This window comes from Sphingomonas sp. ERG5 (assembly GCF_000803065.1).
Classification (GTDB): domain Bacteria; phylum Pseudomonadota; class Alphaproteobacteria; order Sphingomonadales; family Sphingomonadaceae; genus Sphingomonas.
The window spans coordinates 50346-67642 of sequence record NZ_JSXI01000018.1 but is presented as its reverse complement, the minus strand read 5'-3'; the positions used below and the strand labels follow the sequence as shown (position 1 = coordinate 67642).

The window sequence follows — 17297 nt, the reverse complement described above, 5'->3', positions numbered from 1 at the left end:
GGACCCATGCCGCTTCATCTTACAAAGGTCGCGTTCGGCGCCACCGGTATCGAAAACCTTGCCGAACGCCTGCTGGCCCGCGCCGAGGCCGGACCGGTCTTCCTCACGACGCGCTATCTGCCCAAACGGCATGAGGAAATCGCCGGCCAGGGCTCGCTGTTCTGGATCATCAAACATCAGCTCATCGCGCGCTCGCCGATCCTGCATTTCGGTGAAGCGGAGGGCGGGAGGGTCGCGATCCATATCGACCCGCACCTGATCCTGACTCACGCACGGCCGAAGCGTGCGCATCAAGGCTGGCGTTATCTGGAGGATGCCGACGCGCCGGTCGATCTGGGTGTGGACGAGGTTGCCGGCGGCGCGATGCCCGCCGCATTGATGGGCAAGCTGTCAGGGCTCGGCCTTATCTAGCCGGCTTTGGCGTGCCGCAGGTCACTGGCCCGCCGGCGATCGCCTTGACGACACAGGCGGGTTCGCCGGTGACGATAACGCGGCCCAGGCCAGTCGTCGTGACGGCCGCGGTGTAGCGTGCCGCGGCGCGGGTTTCGCCGGTGCCGTCCAGTCGTACGATCAGATCGCTGACATCGAGCGCGCTGGCGTCGATCGTGCCGGGACCGTTGGTCATCAGCCGCGTCTTCGCCGCGCGACCGCTCAGCGTGACGGCACCGCTGCCGATCACTGTCGTGTTGAGCTGATCGGCGGCAACCCCATTGACGGTCAGCACGCCCGAGCCGCTGATCGCAAGATCGAGCCGCTGCCCGGACATGCCGTTGACGGTCAGCCTTGCGCCGGCATTGACGTTGACCGAACGCAATGTCGGGGTGGACAGGGTGATGACCGGAGCCTTGCCGGCCTTGGTCGGTGTCTCGCCCCAGCCGTCATTGCCCATGCGGATGATCAATGTGCCGCCTTCGACCCTGATGGCGAGCCGGTCGAGCGTGCGGGGATCGGCATCGGCGCGTGCGCTCGGCGCTTTGCCGGTGCTGAGCCTGACATCGAACGGCCCGTCGATACGGATGCGCTCGAAACTGCCGATGGCGAAGCTCCGGTCAGCGGCGCTGGCGCTGGCCGGGGCCAGCAGCAGGGTCGCGGCGATCAGGTGGCGGATCATGCGTCCAGCATCGCATTGATCCGCCAGGGTGCCAAGTCATTCAGGATTTGAATATGAATGGCATCAGCCGCAATGGACGTCGCCCGACCCGATCTTCGACGTGGTGCATTTTGCGCCCTTGCCGAGATCGGCGTCGCCCGATCCCACGATCGAGACATCGGCTGGTCCGGTCACATCGGCGCTGGCGTTGCCCGATCCGGCGATCGAGACGCTCGCGCCCTGCGCCTTGACCCCGCCGGCGTCGATGTCGCCCGATCCGGCGATCTTCATCGACAGCTGCTTTGCGGTGCCCGCCACGCTCATGTCGCCCGATCCCGCAGTCGAGAATTTGCCGGTCTGAACGTTCAATGCGGCGATCGTCATATTACCCGACCCGGCGGTTTCACCCGCGAAGCTTTGCCCGTCGATGCGATCGATCGCCATATCGCCCGATCCCGCAATTCCCGCGCCGGCGATGCGCGGCATGGTCACGAAGACCTTCACGCCCTTGTGATCACCGTCCCAGTTGAAGCTGGAGCTGTTGATCCGGCCGACCTTCAATGTGGTACCGATTTTCTCGATCTTGAGCTTGTCGAGTTCTTCGGATGGACCTTCGGCGCGGACCGAGAAGCCGGTGCCGACGCGAATGTCGACATCGTCGGATCCACGCAGATCGACCTGGTCGAAACCGGTGGCGGCGAAGGTGCGTGTCGTACCGCTGCCCGATCCGGGAAGGCCCTGCTTCGCATCGGCCGAGTCCGATCCGAAAGAGCAGGCGGCGAGCGGCAGGGCGGCGATGAGGGTGAACAGGCGCATGAAACTCTCTCCACTGTGTGTTGGTTTAATAACACACTTGACAACGAAGGCGCAAGCAAAAAGGGCGGCCATCGCTGACCGCCCCTTTCATTCATCCGGTCAGGCCCCGATCAGGCGGGAACCTTGTCCTTGTTGTGGATCGCCGCGGCCTTGCGCAGGATCTCCAGGATTTTTTCCTGTGCGGTCGGCTCATCGACCTGCTCCATCGCCGCGAGCTCGCGGGCGAGGCGGCTGGTCGCGCCCTCGAAGATCTGACGCTCCGAATAGCTCTGCTCGGGCTGGTCGTCGGCACGGAACAGGTCGCGAACCACTTCGGCGATCGACACCAGGTCGCCCGAATTGATCTTCGCTTCATATTCCTGCGCACGGCGCGACCACATGGTGCGCTTGACCCGCGGCTTGCCGGTCAGCGTGTCGAGCGCCTCGCGCAGCGTCTTGTCCGAGGAAAGCTTGCGCATCCCGACCGACTCGGCCTTGTTGGTGGGCACGCGCAATGTCATGCGTTCTTTTTCGAAGCGCAGCACATAGAGTTCGAGTTGCATCCCGGCGATTTCCTGCCGTTGCAGCTCGATGACACGGCCAACGCCGTGCTTGGGGTAAACGACATAATCGCCGACGTCGAAGGACAGCGCCTTGGCAGCCATTCCGTTGAGCCTTTCTGTGGACCGATGCCCCGGAGAAGCGCGACGGCAGCGGTGCCGGATACGCGCGGTGGGGAATGTTGATTTCAGTACGTCTCCAGATCGGAAGAACGCGCAACCGTGCCTTCCGTCCCTGCCTGTTTAACAGAGTCGTAATAAAATTACCAGCCAAACATGGCTGGACACAGGCAGTTAACGCTGAAACCGACCCATATCGGGCAGGAAAGCCGGTCGATCAGTCGCCCGCGCCGGCTTCGGGGGAGAAATACTTGTCGTATTTGCCCTCCTCGCCCTTGTGCTCATCGGCGTCCGCAGGAGTCTGATCACCCTTGCGCGTGACATTCGGCCATTGCGCGGAGAAGGTGTTGTTGAGCTCCATCCACTGCTCGAGACCGGATTCGGTGTCGGGCAGGATCGCTTCAGCGGGACATTCCGGTTCGCATACGCCGCAATCGATGCATTCGCTCGGGTTGATGACGAGCATGTTCTCGCCTTCGTAGAAACAGTCGACGGGACACACCTCGACACAGTCCATATACTTGCACTTGATGCAGGCGTCGGTGACGACGTAGGTCATAGCGGTATCCCGAATAGGCCTTCGAACAGGCAGATAGTTCGCTTCTGCTATGCGCCGCTTTCGGCCTCGTCAATCGCATGCGGCTTGCTGCGAGACGTTCTCAGTGAGCTCGGTGTAGCAGGCTCTCGCTTCCGGTGCGGGGCCGCGCCGGGGCGGTAGCGCTTCCACGCGGATCGCCCTTACACCGCCATGGCCAAGGAATGTCAGCACGCACCCAACGCGAACGGGCGTATGCGCCCGGTCGACCGGGCGTCCGTCGATGCGCAAGCGGCTGTTGGCGGCGATCGCCTGTGCAGCGCTGCGCGTCCTGGCCAGCCGCGCGAACCACAGGAACCGGTCGAGCCGCATGGTCATGCCGTCGGGCATCGCTCAGCTCCGGAACATGGCCAGATCAGCGAGCGCCGAAAAGGCGTTGTCGCGCGGCGGTGGCGCGACTTTGGCGCGAGTTTGGCCGCGCCAGATCCAGCGCGGGCGATCGTCGTCGGGCGGTGCGGCGCGGAAGCCGAGCCCCGCCATCAGCCGTTCGAGCGTGGCGGGTGCAACCCCGATCGAGGTGGCGAGTGCGGGATCGGGCGTGAACGGTCGACGCCCGGCGCGTGCGTCATGCGCGCTACGGGCGATCCGTTCGACCAGGTCAATCCGCACTGCCTGGGTCGCAATCTGGCGAAACCCGGATTCAAGCGTCGCGCCGGGCGTCCCGCGCGCCAGCACCGTCGCGCCATCGGGCGGCCCCTCGGCGATCGCCGTGCCGTTACGGGCGGCGAGCAATGCGCGCCGCCATCGGGCGGCAGCGGGTTTGAGCAAGCGCGGATCGAACAGGTCGAGCGCGCCGATCGTGATGCCGATCGCGCGCAATCGCTTGCGCGCCGGCGGGTCGAGACCATCGACGGCGACTTGCAGGTCGATGCGCACGGCCAGGCCGCCGCGATCGACCAGCGCTGCGGCCACGGCACGCAGCGCCGGGCTGGCCGAAGCGTCGCGTGCCGCCGCGTCCAGCGCGACCAGGGCGGGCAATCGCTGTTTGGCCTGATCGGTGATCCAGCGGTCGAGCCGCGCGGCGATCTTCGCGCGCATTGCCGCATCAAGGCAATCGAGCGCAGCGTCGAGCTTCACGCGGGGCCGGATGAGCGAAGGGCCCGCCACCAGCGCGGCGACCGGCAAGCCATCCCAGATCAGCAGTGGTTTCGTGCCGCCCTCGGTCGTCAGCGCCAGTGTCGCATCTTCCGCGCCGGCCAGCGCCACGCCGCGCCGCATGCGTTCGTCGCCCAGCCGGCGTTCGGCCGCCGCGAGCAGCAGCCGTTTGTCGCCGTGCCGCGCATCGGGCGCGACAATGAAGCGGAACCCTTCGAGCCGGCCGATCGGATGATCCTCGACCATCACTTCACCCTGCTCGCCGATCACCACTGGCAAGGCGCGCGTGTCGGCACCGATCTGCCGCAGCAACATCGTCGTGCGCTTGTCGACGAAACGCTGCGTCAGGCTCAGGTGCAGAGCATCGGACAGCCGCTCCTCGACTTCGCTTGCCCGACCCGCCCAATGTGCCGGATCGGCCAGCCAGTCGGGACGATTGGCGATATAGGCCCAGCTGCGCGCGCCGGCGATCCGCCCGGCGAGCGTCTCGACATCGCCGGCAATTGTGTCGAGCCGGGCGATTTCGTCGGCAAACCATTGGTGCGGAATATGTCCAGTTCCCTCGCTGAGGTGGCCGAACACTCGCCCGACGAACCGCGTGTGCGGATCGACCCCCAGCTTGCGGAAATCAGGCAGGCCACAGGCCGCCCAAAGTCGCGCAACCATTGCCGGGGACCGCACCCGGTCGCGCACCCAGTCTTCGCCGGCCAGCCGCTTCAGAACCGCAAGGTCGGTCGCTTCGGGCGCTGCGCGCAGCACGCGGCCGTCGGGCCGCGCTTCCAGGCTCGCTACCAGATCGTCGATGCTCGACATATCGGGTTCGCCGTCGCGCCAATAGAGGAAGTCGAGCCGCGGAAAGCGATGTTCCTCGATCGCCAGCACTTCTTCGGGCGTGAAGGCGCCCGGTCCCTCCTCGACCAGGGCGCCAAAACTGCCGTCGCGCTGGTGCCGCCCTGCCCGGCCCGCAATCTGCGCCATTTCGGCAACCGTCAGGCGGCGCTGGCGATGACCGTCGAACTTGTTGAGACTGGCAAAGGCGACATGCGCGACGTCCATGTTCAGCCCCATCCCGATCGCGTCGGTGGCGACGAGATAGTCGACCTCGCCGGCCTGGAACATCGCGACCTGCGCGTTGCGCGTGCGTGGGGAGAGCGCGCCCATCACCACCGCCGCGCCGCCGCGCAGGCGTCGCAGCATCTCGGCGACGGCGTAGACTTCCTCGGCGCTGAACGCGACGATCGCCGATCGCTTGGGCAGGCGCGAGATCTTCTTCGCTCCGGCATAGCTCAGCGTCGAGAAGCGCGGGCGGTTCTGGATATCCGCTTCGGGCGCCAGCGCCTTGAGCATCGGGCGCAAAGCTTCGGAACCAAGGATCATGGTCTCCTCGCGGCCGCGCGCGCGCAGCAGCCGGTCGGTAAAGACATGGCCGCGCTCCGCGTCCGCGCCAAGCTGTGCCTCGTCGATCCCGACGAACGCCAGGTCGCGGTCAAGCGGCATGCTCTCGGCGGTGCACAGAAACCAGCGCGCATCCTTCGGCACGATCTTTTCTTCGCCGGTGATCAACGCGACGCGATTCACGCCCTTCAGCTTGACGACGCGGTCATAGACTTCGCGGGCGAGCAGGCGCAGCGGGAAGCCGATCATGCCGCTCGAATGGCCGCACATCCGCTCGACCGCGAGGTGCGTCTTGCCGGTATTGGTCGGGCCCAGCACGGCGGTTATGGGCGGGGCGTGGTCGGCGCGGCTCATGGCAAAAGCAACATCGGCGCAGCGTTGCGCGCGCGCAACCCGTTGAAAACGGAAATCGCGGCCAAGCACTTAATATGGTTGGAAGTTCCGGATAAAAAATCATTTCGCCGCACCGCCCGAACGGTTGACCGTGCCCTTCCTGGTGCAGAACATTCCTTAATTTGACTTTAGTGTTTCCGCGCCACAGTCATTCGACCCGAGCCGGGGGAACGGCGGCGAGTGGCGTGGGGGTATCATCGCCTTGTTTTTACGCAGCGATCATGGACTGGATCAGGCAGGTGGCACAGCCACCCTGTCATTTGGCCGCGCCGCGTTCGTTCCGGCACAGCCTTCGACTCTCGACCGGCTTCGTGCCGCCATCGCCCGGGTCGACTGGGCGCCCGATCTCGGGTCGCAGATCGGCTCGGCCGACTGGTGGCGCGGGGCCGCGACGTGCGCCGGACTGATCGCCACGACATGCTTGTTGTCACCCGGTTTCGACCGTCCCGTCCTTGGCGACGTCGCGCCGGCGCTGTCGGGCAGCGAATGGGATGAAGCGCGCGCGCAATCGATCGCGCCGCTCGCCTGGGGCGCCGCGACCGGGCGGCACATGGCCGCGAATGACCTGGTCGCGCCGCTCCGGGAAACGCCCGAACGCCCGGTCATCGACCTGATCACGACATTGGGCCAGGGGGACAGTTTTGAGCGTGCGCTCGAACGCGCGGGCGTGTCGAAGGATGACTCGGCCAACGCTGCGCGCCTCATCTCCGGCGCGGTGGCGCTGGGTGATATCAGGCCCGGTACGCGGATCGGCATGACTCTTGGGCGTCGCCCCGACCGTACGGTCGCCCGGCCGCTCGAACAGCTTGATTTCCGCGCCAAGTTCGATCTCAAATTGTTGCTCACCCGGAGCGGCGATACGCTCAGCCTCAAGCGCCAGCCGATTGCGATCGATCATACGCCGATGCGCATTCAGGGACTGGTCGGGTCGAGCCTGTATCGTTCCGCCCGTGCCGCCGGGGCGCCGGCCAAGGCGGTCGAGGGTTATATCAAGGCGCTCGCCTCGCGCATCTCGATCGGCCGTGACGTCGGTTCGGCCGACACGTTCGACATCATCGTCGAACAGGCGCGCGCCGCGACCGGCGAGGTTCGGCTCGGTACCCTGATGTATGCCGGGCTCGATCAGGGGCGGAAGAAGGTCCAGCTGGTCAAATGGGGCAGCGAAGGCCGCGAGCAATGGTTCGAGGCCAATGGCGTCGGCGAACGCCGCGGCGCGATGGGCATGCCGGTCGCCGGTCGCCTGACCTCGAACTTCGGTATTCGCATCCACCCGATCCTGCACACGGCGCGGATGCACAAGGGGCTCGATATCGCGGCCGCTTATGGTTCGCCGATCTATGCCGCGATGGACGGCGTGGTCGCACTGGCCGGCCGCAATGGCGGCTATGGCAATTTCGTGAAACTGATCCATGGCGGCGGCATGGCCACCGGCTATGGCCATATGAGCCGCATCGCGGTGCGTCCGGGAACCCGCGTCGCGCGCGGCCAGGTGATCGGTTATGTCGGGTCGACCGGCATGTCGACCGGCCCGCATCTACACTATGAATTGTGGAAGAACGGCGTGGCGATCAACCCGCGTTCGGTGTCCTTCACGACGATGGCGCAGCTGTCGGGCGCGACGCTGAAGGCATTCAAGGCACGCGTCGCCGCGCTGATGGCGGTCCGGCCGGGCGGACGCTGAAGCGCTCTCCCGGAGACCATCGTCAGCCGTCACCTCGCCATGGCGAGGGACATTCCTCTGGCGCCTGTCGAAACGAAGAAGCGGGCTTCCCGCAGTTGCGGACTGACCGTCAATTGACGACGGCGTTTACCGCCCTTGCGAGCGCCAGCGCTTGATCGTGCGCGCGATGATCTGATCTTCCGACCCGACTTCACGCCACAATTGGGAAAAGAGCGGATCGTCCGAGGCCGGGCGCTTATACTCTTCCAGTCCGTCGAACGAGACGCGGATCGGAATCGCCACACCCTCGCCGCAAATGATGCATTCGCGGTTGCGCAGGGCTGGGATCGAATCAAGGAAACCGCGCGCGCCTTCCGGCATTGCGGCGCGCACGAACGCCTGGTCGCGATCATTGTTGAGGCGCATCGAGATGATCGTGCCGCACTGCGACAACACGCCTTCGGCCAGGTCCGACGGCCGCTGCGTGATCAGGCCGAGCGAGACGCCATATTTGCGCCCTTCCTTGGCGATCCGGCTGAGGATGCGACCGACCGACGAATTGTCCGCATTGCGTTCGTTGGGAATATAGCGATGCGCTTCTTCGCACACGAGCAGGATCGGGCGCTTCGGTTCGTTGCGCGACCAGATCGCGAAATCGAACACCATCCGGCTGAGCACCGCGACCACCACGGAGGTGATGTCCGATGGCACGCCCGAGACGTCGATGATCGAGATCGGCTTGCCGTCGCCCGGCAAGCGGAAAATACGCTCGATGAAGCTTTGCATCGTGTCGGCGACGAGCATGCCGGAGAACATGAAGCCATAGCGCGGATCGGCCTTGATCTCTTCGATCTTGGTGCGCAGGCGCAGATAGGGCGCGGTGTCGCCGGCGCGGTCCATCTTACCCATTTCGAGGCCGATCAGATTGGTCAGGTCGCTGAGCAGATAGGGGACCGGCGCGTCGACGGTCAGCTTGCTGATTTCCTGCCCCAACCGGCTCTTGCCGCGCGCCATTAACAGGCATTTGGCGAGGATGTCGGCATCGATTTGGCGTTCCGACCCCGATGTGGTCACGAACACTTCGCAATGTTCTTCGAAATTCATCAGCCAATACGGCATTTGCAGGTTCGACACGTCGAAGATCGCGCCATTGGTCTTGAACGCTGCGGCATATTCGCCGTGCGGATCGACCATCACGATATGGCCCTGCGGCGCGAGCTCGCAAATCTTGTGCAGGATCAGCGCGGCGCTGGTCGATTTGCCGGTACCGGTCGATCCGAGCAGCGCGAAATGCTTGCCGAGCATGGCGTCGATATAGAGCGAAGCGCGAATATCGCGGGTCGGATAGACCGTGCCGATTTCGATAAAGGCGCGGTCGTCTGCGGCATAGACCTGCTTCAGGTCGGCGGTCGATACCGGGAAGACCTGTGTGCCGGGCACCGGATAGCGCGTCACGCCGCGGCGGAACTTGTACAGCTTGCCAGTCAGCTTCTCCTCATCGCCTTCACCGAGGAAGTCGACTTGCGCGGCGATCCGGTTCTGCGTGCCTTCGACCAGGCGCAGCGAGCGGATATTGGCGATCAGCCAGGTACCGCCGACGCGCATCTTGATCTGGCTGCCGACGGAGCCGGCACTGGCGACCACCGGGTCGGCGCTGTCGGCGAACGTCTCGAGCACATGCGGATCGAGCATCACCTGGCTGCTCGATCCGGCGATCTCGAGCACCACGCCGATCGCGTTGCCCAATGCGCCAGGCAAAACAGCGTTCGCGGACGCCGCCAAGGTCACGGGCGCCGCCTTGTCGAAAGCCTGGCTACCCAACATTTCCGTCATTTGGGATGGTCCCCCGGGGTTACCCGATGGATTATGGTGCAAACTCGTAAATATTAGGTGTTGGTGTTTTTATCTGACCAGCCGGTGCCGGCTCAATTACAGGCGCCGCGCGATATAGCCGGCGGTCCAGCCGAACAATACCGAGAGCGCGACGGCGACCAGGCCATAGGCGATCGAATGATTGTCGGCGGCGCGCGCGACATAGCGTTCGAAGCCCGATTTGCGGATATCGATATCCCGTGTCGCTGCCGCCAGCACACGTCCGTCGCGAATCAGGAAAGTTTCGGCGGTGAAGCGCCCGACCGGCACGCGCGCCGGAATGGTGACGCGCGCACGGTACAGCACGCCATCGGTGATCTCGACGGCGCGCGGCGCCTCGTAATACAGTCCCGAACGGCGCTTGAGATCGACCAGGCCACTGGCGAAACGGTCCTGTTCGTCGGGCGGAGCGCTGCTGGCGGGCGACAATTGCAGGCTGCCCAGCCCCAGTTCGTAGATTGCGCGGGTCCGGTCGTCGACCAGATCGCCGATCGGCCTGGATGACAGGATCGCATAGAAGCTCGGCGCCGACCGGTAGCGCAGCCGTGCGGCATTGACCCAGATGCCGGCGACCTTCTCCTTCTCGCGCACCAGAATTGATTGCACCGGTCCCTTGACCACCACCACGACGTCAGTCGGCTTCTCCACCCCCGGCAGGCGCCCGCCGGGATAGAGCACGGCCCCGAACAGCAACAATTCGGCGCCGGTGAAACTATAGGCGATCTCGATATTGCGCTGCGAGACATCGGGCACGAGGACGGGCTTGGCCTGCGCCATCACCAAGGGAGCGACCGCCAGCAGCAGCAACCGCTTCACGACAGCTCGACCGTATAGATTTCATCGGGCCGCCAGCCCAATCCGATCCCGATCCGGATCGCGACGAGCAGCACGATGATCGCCAGCGCAAGGCGGAGATATTCGGGCTTCACCCGATTGGCGAAGCGCGCGCCGATTTGCGCGCCGACCACCGACCCGAGCAGCAACAGCACCGCCAGCACGATGTCGACCGCCTTGGTCGTCGTCGCATGGACCATCGTCGCGGCGGCAGTGACGAACAGGGTCTGGAACAGCGATGTGCCGACCACCACCTGCGTGCCCATGCCGAGCAGATAGAGCATCGCCGGCACCAGGATGAAGCCGCCGCCGACGCCCAGCAGGATGGTCAGGATTCCGGTAAAAAACCCCAGCAGCAGCGGCGCAAGCGGTGAGATATACAGGCCGGAGGCATAGAAGCGTGTGCGGAGCGGCAAGGCCGCGACCAGTGGATGATGCCGGCGCTTGCGCGCCTTGGGTGCGGTGCCGCCGCGCGACACGCTGATCGCCTGAAGCGATTCGCGCGCCATCAGCCCGCCGATCGACCCGAGCAGCACGACATAAACCACTGCGATCACGGTATCGATCTGGCCGCTCACCTGGAGCAGCCGGAAAATTCCCGCGCCGGCAAAGGAGCCGACCACCCCCCCTGCGACCAGCACGCCGCCCATTTTGAAATCGACGCCCTTGCGCCGGACATGGGCGAACACCCCCGACACGCTCGCGCCGGTCACCTGGCTGGCCGCCGATGCCGCGGCGACGGTCGGCGGAATGCCATAGACGATCAGCAGGGGTGTGGTGAGGAAGCCGCCACCGACCCCGAACATGCCCGACAATATCCCGACCCCGCCGCCGAGCAGGATGATGACGAGCGCATTGACCGACAAATTGGCGATGGGCAGGTACAGGTCCATTGCCGCCAGTGACTATCCTGTTCGCAGGCGCGGCGGAAGCGGGGCGGCCGATAAATCGGTGCGGGGAAATCTGTGGCGGAAATCGGTGCGGAGAAATCTGTACCGGAAGCCGGTACGGGGAAATCGGCACTGGACTTCGCCGCGCTGGAGGCACTAGCCTTTTTTGTTGGCTTTAGGGGAGCGTTCGATGAAGCTCGCAGTTCGTCTCACTCTGCTGGGCCTCGCGCTCGCGCCGGTCGCCGCATTCGGCGACAACAGCCCGCAAGTCATCATGGCCACGCCAGGCATTGGCGGCGGCGCGATCGAACGCTTCACCGCGCGTTTCAGCCAGCCGATGGTCGCGCTCGGCGATCCGCGCGCCACGGGTCCGTTCGACGTGACCTGCCCGGTCGCCGGCGACGGTCGCTGGGTCGACCCGCAGACCTTCGTGCATGAATTCAAGAATCCGCTGCCCGGCGGTACGACCTGCGAATTCAAGCTCAAGGGCAAGCTGAAGAGCGTGTCGGGTTATGCCGTGACCGGTCAGCAAAGCTTCAAGGTCGATAGCGGCGGCCCGGTCGCCCGCGCGGTCCTGCCCGAGAGCAATAATGGCGAGATCGAGGAGGACCAGACTTTCCTGGTCGCCGCCAATCTGCCCGCAACCGCGGCCTCGGTCGGTGCGAACGCCTATTGCTCGGTCGAGGGCATTGGCGAGAAGATCCCGGTCGACGTGCTGCCCGCCGACCTGGCCGGCAAATTGCTCGGCGAGATGGGCACCGACAATTGGAACGTGCGCAGTTTCCTGGAGAGCGCCGGGCTGCCAGCGGCGATTCCGGCTGCGGCGGCGGACCGTACCAAGGCCTATGCAAGCGTGACCGCGCTCAAATGCCGCCGTCCGCTGCCCCCCGGCCGCGATGTCGCGCTGGTATGGGGTGCGAATATCGCGGGCGCCGGCGGCAAGCTGGCCGGCGCCGACCAGCGCTTCGACTATACAGTGCGTAAACCCTTCACCGCGCGGTTCGAATGCAGCCGGGTCAATGCCCAGGCGGGCTGCTCGCCGGTCGAAAAGGCGCATATTCGCTTTACAGCACCGATCGCGATGAGCGCGGCGCAGCAGATCAGCATCACCGCCGCCGACGGCAAGACGATCGCGCCGGTGTTCGATGACGACGACAAGAAAAAAGCGACGATCAGCGACATCACGTTCGCCGCACCGCTCCCGGCGGCAACCACCGCGAAACTGACCATCCCGGCTGGCCTCAAGGACGAAAGCGGCCGCGCGCTTGCCAATGCCGAGCGTTTTCCGCTTGAGGTCCGCTTCGACGAAGCGCCGCCGCTGGTGAAGTTCGCCGCGCCGTTCGGCATCATCGAAGCGAAGGAAGGCGGCGTCCTGCCGGTCACCGTGCGCAACGTCGAGGATAGCCTGCAAGGCTCCAACCTCGCGATCGCCGGGCAGAGCCTGCGCGTCAATGCCTCGGATGGGCAGATCGCCAACTGGCTGCGCATCGTCGGCAAGGCCGATGATGAAAAATCGGAAACGATCAAGCGCGGCGGAGAAGAGGTCCGAATCAACAATACCGGCGCTGCGCCGATCCTTGCCGGCGGCTCGGCCACTGCGCTCAAGGTGCCGCTGCCGGGCAAGGGCAAGGATTTCGAAGTCGTCGGAATCAACCTGACCAGGCCCGGATTCTATGTCGTGGAACTGGCCAGCCCGGTGCTCGGCCAGGCACTGCTCGGGCGTAAGGCGCCGCGTTATGTCGCCAGCGCCGCCCTGGTCACCAATATGGCGGTGCATTTCAAATGGGGCCGCGAACGCAGCCTTGCCTGGGTGACTCAGCTCGACAGCGGCAAGCCGATGGCCAATGCCGAAGTGCGCATCACTGACAGCTGCAGCGGCGCATTGCTGGCGCGCGGCGTGACCGACCAGGCGGGCGGGCTGTTCGTGCCGCCCGGCCTGCCCGAGCCGCAAACCTATGGCAGCTGCGATAACGGCAATACCGGCCCGCTGATGATCTCGGCCCGCGCCGGCGATGATTTCAGCTTCACCCTGACCGCCTGGGGCGAGGGCATCCGGCCATATGATTTCGACTTGCCCTTTGGGTATTCGGCCAAGTCGGAAATCCTCCATACCGTGTTCGACCGCGCGCTCGTCCGTCAGGGCGAAACGGTGCATATGAAGCATATCGTGCGCAAGCCGATCGATACCGGCTTTGCCAAGACGCCTGGTTTCACCGGCACCTTGCGCCTGTCGCATCGCGGCTCGGACACGCAATTCGATCTGCCGCTGACGATCGACGCCAATGGTGTCGGCGAAAGCGAATGGACCGCGCCGCAAGGTGCGCCGATGGGCGATTACGATTTGCAGGTGATCGTCGGCGACCGGACGATCTACACCGAGCAATCGTTCAAGGTTGACGAGTATAAATTGCCAACGATGCGCGCGACGGTGACCGGGCCGAAGGAAGCCGCGATCCGGCCCAAGACGATGCCCCTCGACCTGTTCGTCGGTTATCTCTCGGGCGGCGGCGCGTCGAATCTCGCGGTCGATATGCGCGTCGGCTGGTTCGCGCGCAGCGCCAATCCCGACGGCTATGAATCCTACAGCTTCGGCGGCGAGGACATCAAGGAAGGGGTGAAACCGCTCAATGGCGATGGCGAGGAGCAATCGACGCCATTGCCGCCGACCCAGACTTTGCCCGCGACCCTGGGTGGCGACGGCACCACGCGCACGACGATCGACGTGCCGGTGCTGGAAAATGGCGCCGATATGCTGGTCGAGATGGATTATCAGGACGCCAATGGCGAAGTGCTGACCGCATCGCGGCGTATCCCGATCTACGCCTCGGGCGTGCAGCTCGGCGTGAAGACCGATGGCTGGCTGATGAAGCAGGACGATCTGCGTCTGCGCTTCGTCGCGCTCGACACCTCGAACAAGCCGCTCGCCAACCAGAAGATCTCGGTCGCCTTCTACAGCCGCAAGGTGCTGACCGCGCGGCGCCGGCTGATCGGTGGCTTTTATGCCTATGACAATCAGATGCGCACTGAAAAGCTGTCGGCAACGTGCAGCGCGACCACCGATGCGCAGGGGCTGGCGCAATGCGCCGCCGATCCCGGTGTCTCGGGCGAAGTCTATGCCGTCGCGACCACGGCGGACGGCAACGGCAATGTCGCGCGTGCGACACGCTCGGTATGGCTGGCCGGCGATGACGACTGGTGGTTCGGCGGCGACAATGGCGACCGCATGGATCTGGTGCCCGAACGCACCGACTATAAGGCCGGCGAAACCGCGCGCTTCCAGGTGCGCATGCCGTTCCGCGAAGCGACCGCCCTGGTCACGGTCGAGCGCGAAGGCGTGCTGTCCAGCTTCGTGACCACGCTGTCGGGCAAGGATCCGGTGGTCGAGGTCAAGATGCCGGGCAGTTATGCACCCGACGTGTTCGTCTCGGTCATGGCGGTGCGCGGGCGTGTGCAAAGCGGCTTCTGGAGCTGGGTCAATGGTATCGCGCAAAGCCTTGGCCTCGCCAGCGGACCGCCCGAAGGGCAGGAACCGACCGCTTTGGTCGACCTCGCCAAGCCGGCTTACCGCCTTGGCATCGCCAAGGTGAAGGTCGGTTGGGACACGCACAAGCTGCAGGTCGCGGTCAAGGCGGACAAGGAACGCTATGCCGCGCGCGACACCGCGCAGGTCGATATCCAGGTAAAGACACCCGACGGCAAGCCGGCGGCCACCGCTGATGTCGCCTTTGTCGCGGTCGACGAAGCGCTGCTTCAGCTTGCCCCCAATGACAGCTGGGATGTGCTCACCGCGATGATGGGCGAACGCTCGCTCTCGGTGCTCACCTCGACGGCGCAGATGCAGGTCGTCGGCAAGCGCCATTATGGCCGCAAGGCGGTCGAGGCCGGCGGCGGCGGTGGCGGTGATCTGTCGGGCCTCAACCGCGAGAATTTCCAGCCGGTGCTGCTATGGAAGGGCCGCGTCGCGCTCGATGCACAAGGCAAGGCGCGGGTTCCGGTGACGCTGTCCGATGCGCTCAGCTCGTTCAAGCTGGTCGCGATCGCCACTGACGGCGCCGATCTGTTCGGCACCGGCATGGCGGCGGTGCGCACCGCGCAGGATCTCTCGATCTTCGCGGGCATGCCGACTTTGGTGCGCTCGGGCGATTTCTATGCCGCCGCGTTCACGCTGCGCAACGGCTCGGACAAGCCGATGAAAGTCACCGCGACGGTGGATGTGTCGCCGCGCGTGGCCGAAGGCCGTCCGCTGACCGTCACCATTCCGGCGGGCGGCGCGGTGCCGGTCGCGTGGAACCTGACCGCGCCGGAGAATATCGCGACCTTGCGCTGGCAAGTGAAGGCGGTGGCCGACGGCAAGAAGGCGGTCGACCAGATCACGGTCAGCCAGGATGTCATCCCCGCGGTGCCGGTCGAGGTCTGGGCGGCGACGCTTGCCCGCATCGGCAACGATACGTCGATCGCGATCGCACCGCCGGCGGGCGCATTGCCTGGCCGCGGCGTGGTCGATATCCGGCTCGACGATACGCTCCAGCCGCCGTTGCAGGGCGTTCGCGCCTTTATGACGGCCTATCCCTATGAATGTTTCGAACAGACGCTGTCGCGCGCGGTCGCGCTCGGCGATGGCGGCGCCTGGGCGCGGCTTGCGGCGAGCATCCCGACCTATCAGGCATCGGACGGGCTGTTGCGCTACTGGCCGTCAGACAGCCTGACCGGCTCGGAGGCGTTGACCGCCTATGTCATGTCGATGACCGCCGAGGCCGGCTTGCCGATCCCCGAAGCGCCGCGCACGCGGATGATCGAGGCGATGAAGGCGGTGCTCGACGGACGCTTGCGGCGCGAGGAATATGGCGATGTACGGCTTCAGCGCGTCGCTGCCCTCACCGCGCTGGCGCGGCAGGGCGTGGCAACGCCGGGCATGCTTGGTCAGATCGGCATCGCGCCGAACGAGATGCCGACCAGCACGCTCGCCGATTATCTCGTCGCGCTTGATCGCATCCCCGGCATCGCCAATGCCGCCGCGCTCAAATCGAGCGCCGAGGCGGTACTGCGCACGCGCCTGGTCTATGAAGGCACCCGGCTCGATCTGTCCGATCAGAACACTGCGCCGTGGTGGCTGATGTCCTCGGGCGATGAAGCATCGATCAAGGCGGTCATCGCGACGCTTGGCCGACCCGGCTGGCAGGACGATGCGCCGAAGATGATGGTCGGCGTCAGCCTGCGTCAGCTGCGCGGCCATTGGGACACGACCACCGCCAATGCCTGGGGCACGGTCGCCGCCCGCAAGTTCGGCGCGCTTTATCCGGCATCGGCGATCACCGGGCCCACCACTTTGTCGCTTGGCTCGAGCACGATCACGCGCTCCTGGCCGCTCGCGGTCGATCTGCGCAAGGCGTCGTTCCCGCTTCCGGCCGCGACGACGCCGCTGAAAATGGCGCAGGCCGGTCCCGCCGGCCCCTGGGCGATGGTCTCGGTCTCGGCCGCGGTGCCGCTCAAACAGCCGCTGTTCGCTGGCTATAAGATGACCAAAAAAACCGAAACGGTGCAGGCCCGCACCCCCGGCACGCTGACGCGCGGCGATGTGGTCAAGGTGACGATCACGGTTGAGGCTTCGGCCGAACGCAATTGGGTGGTGGTCAATGACCCGATCCCGGCGGGCGCGACGATCGTCGGCAATCTCGGTGGCCAGTCGCAGATCCTCGCCGGGCAGGCCAAGGCCGGCGATGGCGAGAATTTCACCGCGGTCGATGGCGATGGCAAGGTTTGGGATGTGCAGGCCGGGGTGCAGGCTTCCTATGTCGAACGGCGGCGCGATTCATGGCGCGGCTATTTCGCTTGGGTACCGCGCGGCAGCTTCACCATCGTCTATCTGATGCGCATGAACGGCGCCGGCCATTTCAGCCTGCCGCCGACACGGGTCGAGGCGATGTACTCGCCCGCGATCCGTGCCCAGCTGCCCAATGCGCCGGTCACCGTGGCGCAACGGTGAGGTGTCCGACTCGGA

General features: G+C 65.4%; 12 protein-coding genes. 3 read left to right on the top strand and 9 right to left on the bottom strand.

Annotated features, from left to right (window positions below):
• Positions 1 to 6: 6 nt before the first annotated feature.
• A complete protein-coding gene (locus OO12_RS05735) occupies positions 7 to 411 on the top strand; it encodes a DUF1489 family protein (protein ID WP_034157701.1) in 405 nt (134 codons plus the stop codon).
• On the opposite strand, the gene OO12_RS05730 is transcribed toward OO12_RS05735, so the two are convergent.
• From OO12_RS05730 to OO12_RS05705, 6 genes are all read right to left on the bottom strand, one after another.
• The gene (locus OO12_RS05730; protein ID WP_034157700.1) at positions 404 to 1111 is read right to left on the bottom strand and encodes a GIN domain-containing protein; all 708 of its coding nucleotides are present in this window, start codon (positions 1109 to 1111) and stop codon (positions 404 to 406) included. The two genes, OO12_RS05735 and OO12_RS05730, sit on opposite strands and share 8 nt — an antisense overlap.
• A 63-nt stretch (positions 1112 to 1174) precedes the next feature.
• Positions 1175 to 1906 carry a head GIN domain-containing protein gene (locus OO12_RS05725; protein WP_034157699.1) on the bottom strand — a complete coding sequence of 244 codons (732 nt, stop codon included), beginning with the start codon at positions 1904 to 1906 and terminating at the stop codon, positions 1175 to 1177.
• A gap of 110 nt (positions 1907 to 2016) precedes the next feature.
• Entirely contained in the window at positions 2017 to 2550 is a 534-nt protein-coding gene (locus tag OO12_RS05720) for a CarD family transcriptional regulator (protein WP_034157698.1), read from the bottom strand.
• Between the two features lie 232 nt (positions 2551 to 2782).
• A complete protein-coding gene (gene fdxA / locus OO12_RS05715) occupies positions 2783 to 3124 on the bottom strand; it encodes a ferredoxin FdxA (RefSeq protein WP_034157697.1) in 342 nt (113 codons plus the stop codon).
• A 69-nt stretch (positions 3125 to 3193) separates the two neighbouring features.
• On the bottom strand, positions 3194 to 3490 hold the full coding sequence (locus OO12_RS05710) for an RNA-binding S4 domain-containing protein (RefSeq protein WP_034157696.1): 297 nt from the start codon (positions 3488 to 3490) through the stop codon (positions 3194 to 3196).
• A 3-nt stretch (positions 3491 to 3493) separates the two neighbouring features.
• A complete protein-coding gene (locus OO12_RS05705) occupies positions 3494 to 6004 on the bottom strand; it encodes a helicase-related protein (RefSeq protein ID WP_034157963.1) in 2511 nt (836 codons plus the stop codon).
• A 241-nt stretch (positions 6005 to 6245) separates the two neighbouring features.
• On the opposite strand from OO12_RS05705, the gene OO12_RS05700 reads away from it, so the two are divergent.
• Positions 6246 to 7724 (top strand): M23 family metallopeptidase, encoded by a 1479-nt coding sequence (locus OO12_RS05700; RefSeq protein ID WP_034157695.1) that lies wholly within the window; start codon positions 6246 to 6248, stop codon positions 7722 to 7724.
• 126 nt (positions 7725 to 7850) lie between these two features.
• On the opposite strand, the gene OO12_RS05695 is transcribed toward OO12_RS05700, so the two are convergent.
• The 3 genes from OO12_RS05695 to OO12_RS05685 form a co-directional block, all read right to left on the bottom strand.
• Complete coding sequence (locus tag OO12_RS05695; protein ID WP_034157694.1) at positions 7851 to 9536, bottom strand: ATP-binding protein; 1686 nt, start codon at positions 9534 to 9536, stop codon at positions 7851 to 7853.
• 96 nt (positions 9537 to 9632) lie between these two features.
• Positions 9633 to 10391, bottom strand: coding sequence for a TIGR02186 family protein (locus OO12_RS05690; protein ID WP_034157693.1), 759 nt, complete (start codon positions 10389 to 10391; stop codon positions 9633 to 9635).
• Positions 10388 to 11302 (bottom strand): sulfite exporter TauE/SafE family protein, encoded by a 915-nt coding sequence (locus tag OO12_RS05685; protein WP_034157692.1) that lies wholly within the window; start codon positions 11300 to 11302, stop codon positions 10388 to 10390. The genes OO12_RS05690 and OO12_RS05685 overlap by 4 nt, the downstream gene beginning before the upstream one ends.
• Positions 11303 to 11489: 187 nt before the next feature.
• On the opposite strand from OO12_RS05685, the gene OO12_RS05680 reads away from it, so the two are divergent.
• On the top strand, positions 11490 to 17282 hold the full coding sequence (locus OO12_RS05680; RefSeq protein ID WP_034157691.1) for an alpha-2-macroglobulin family protein: 5793 nt from the start codon (positions 11490 to 11492) through the stop codon (positions 17280 to 17282).
• Positions 17283 to 17297 lie beyond the last annotated feature (15 nt).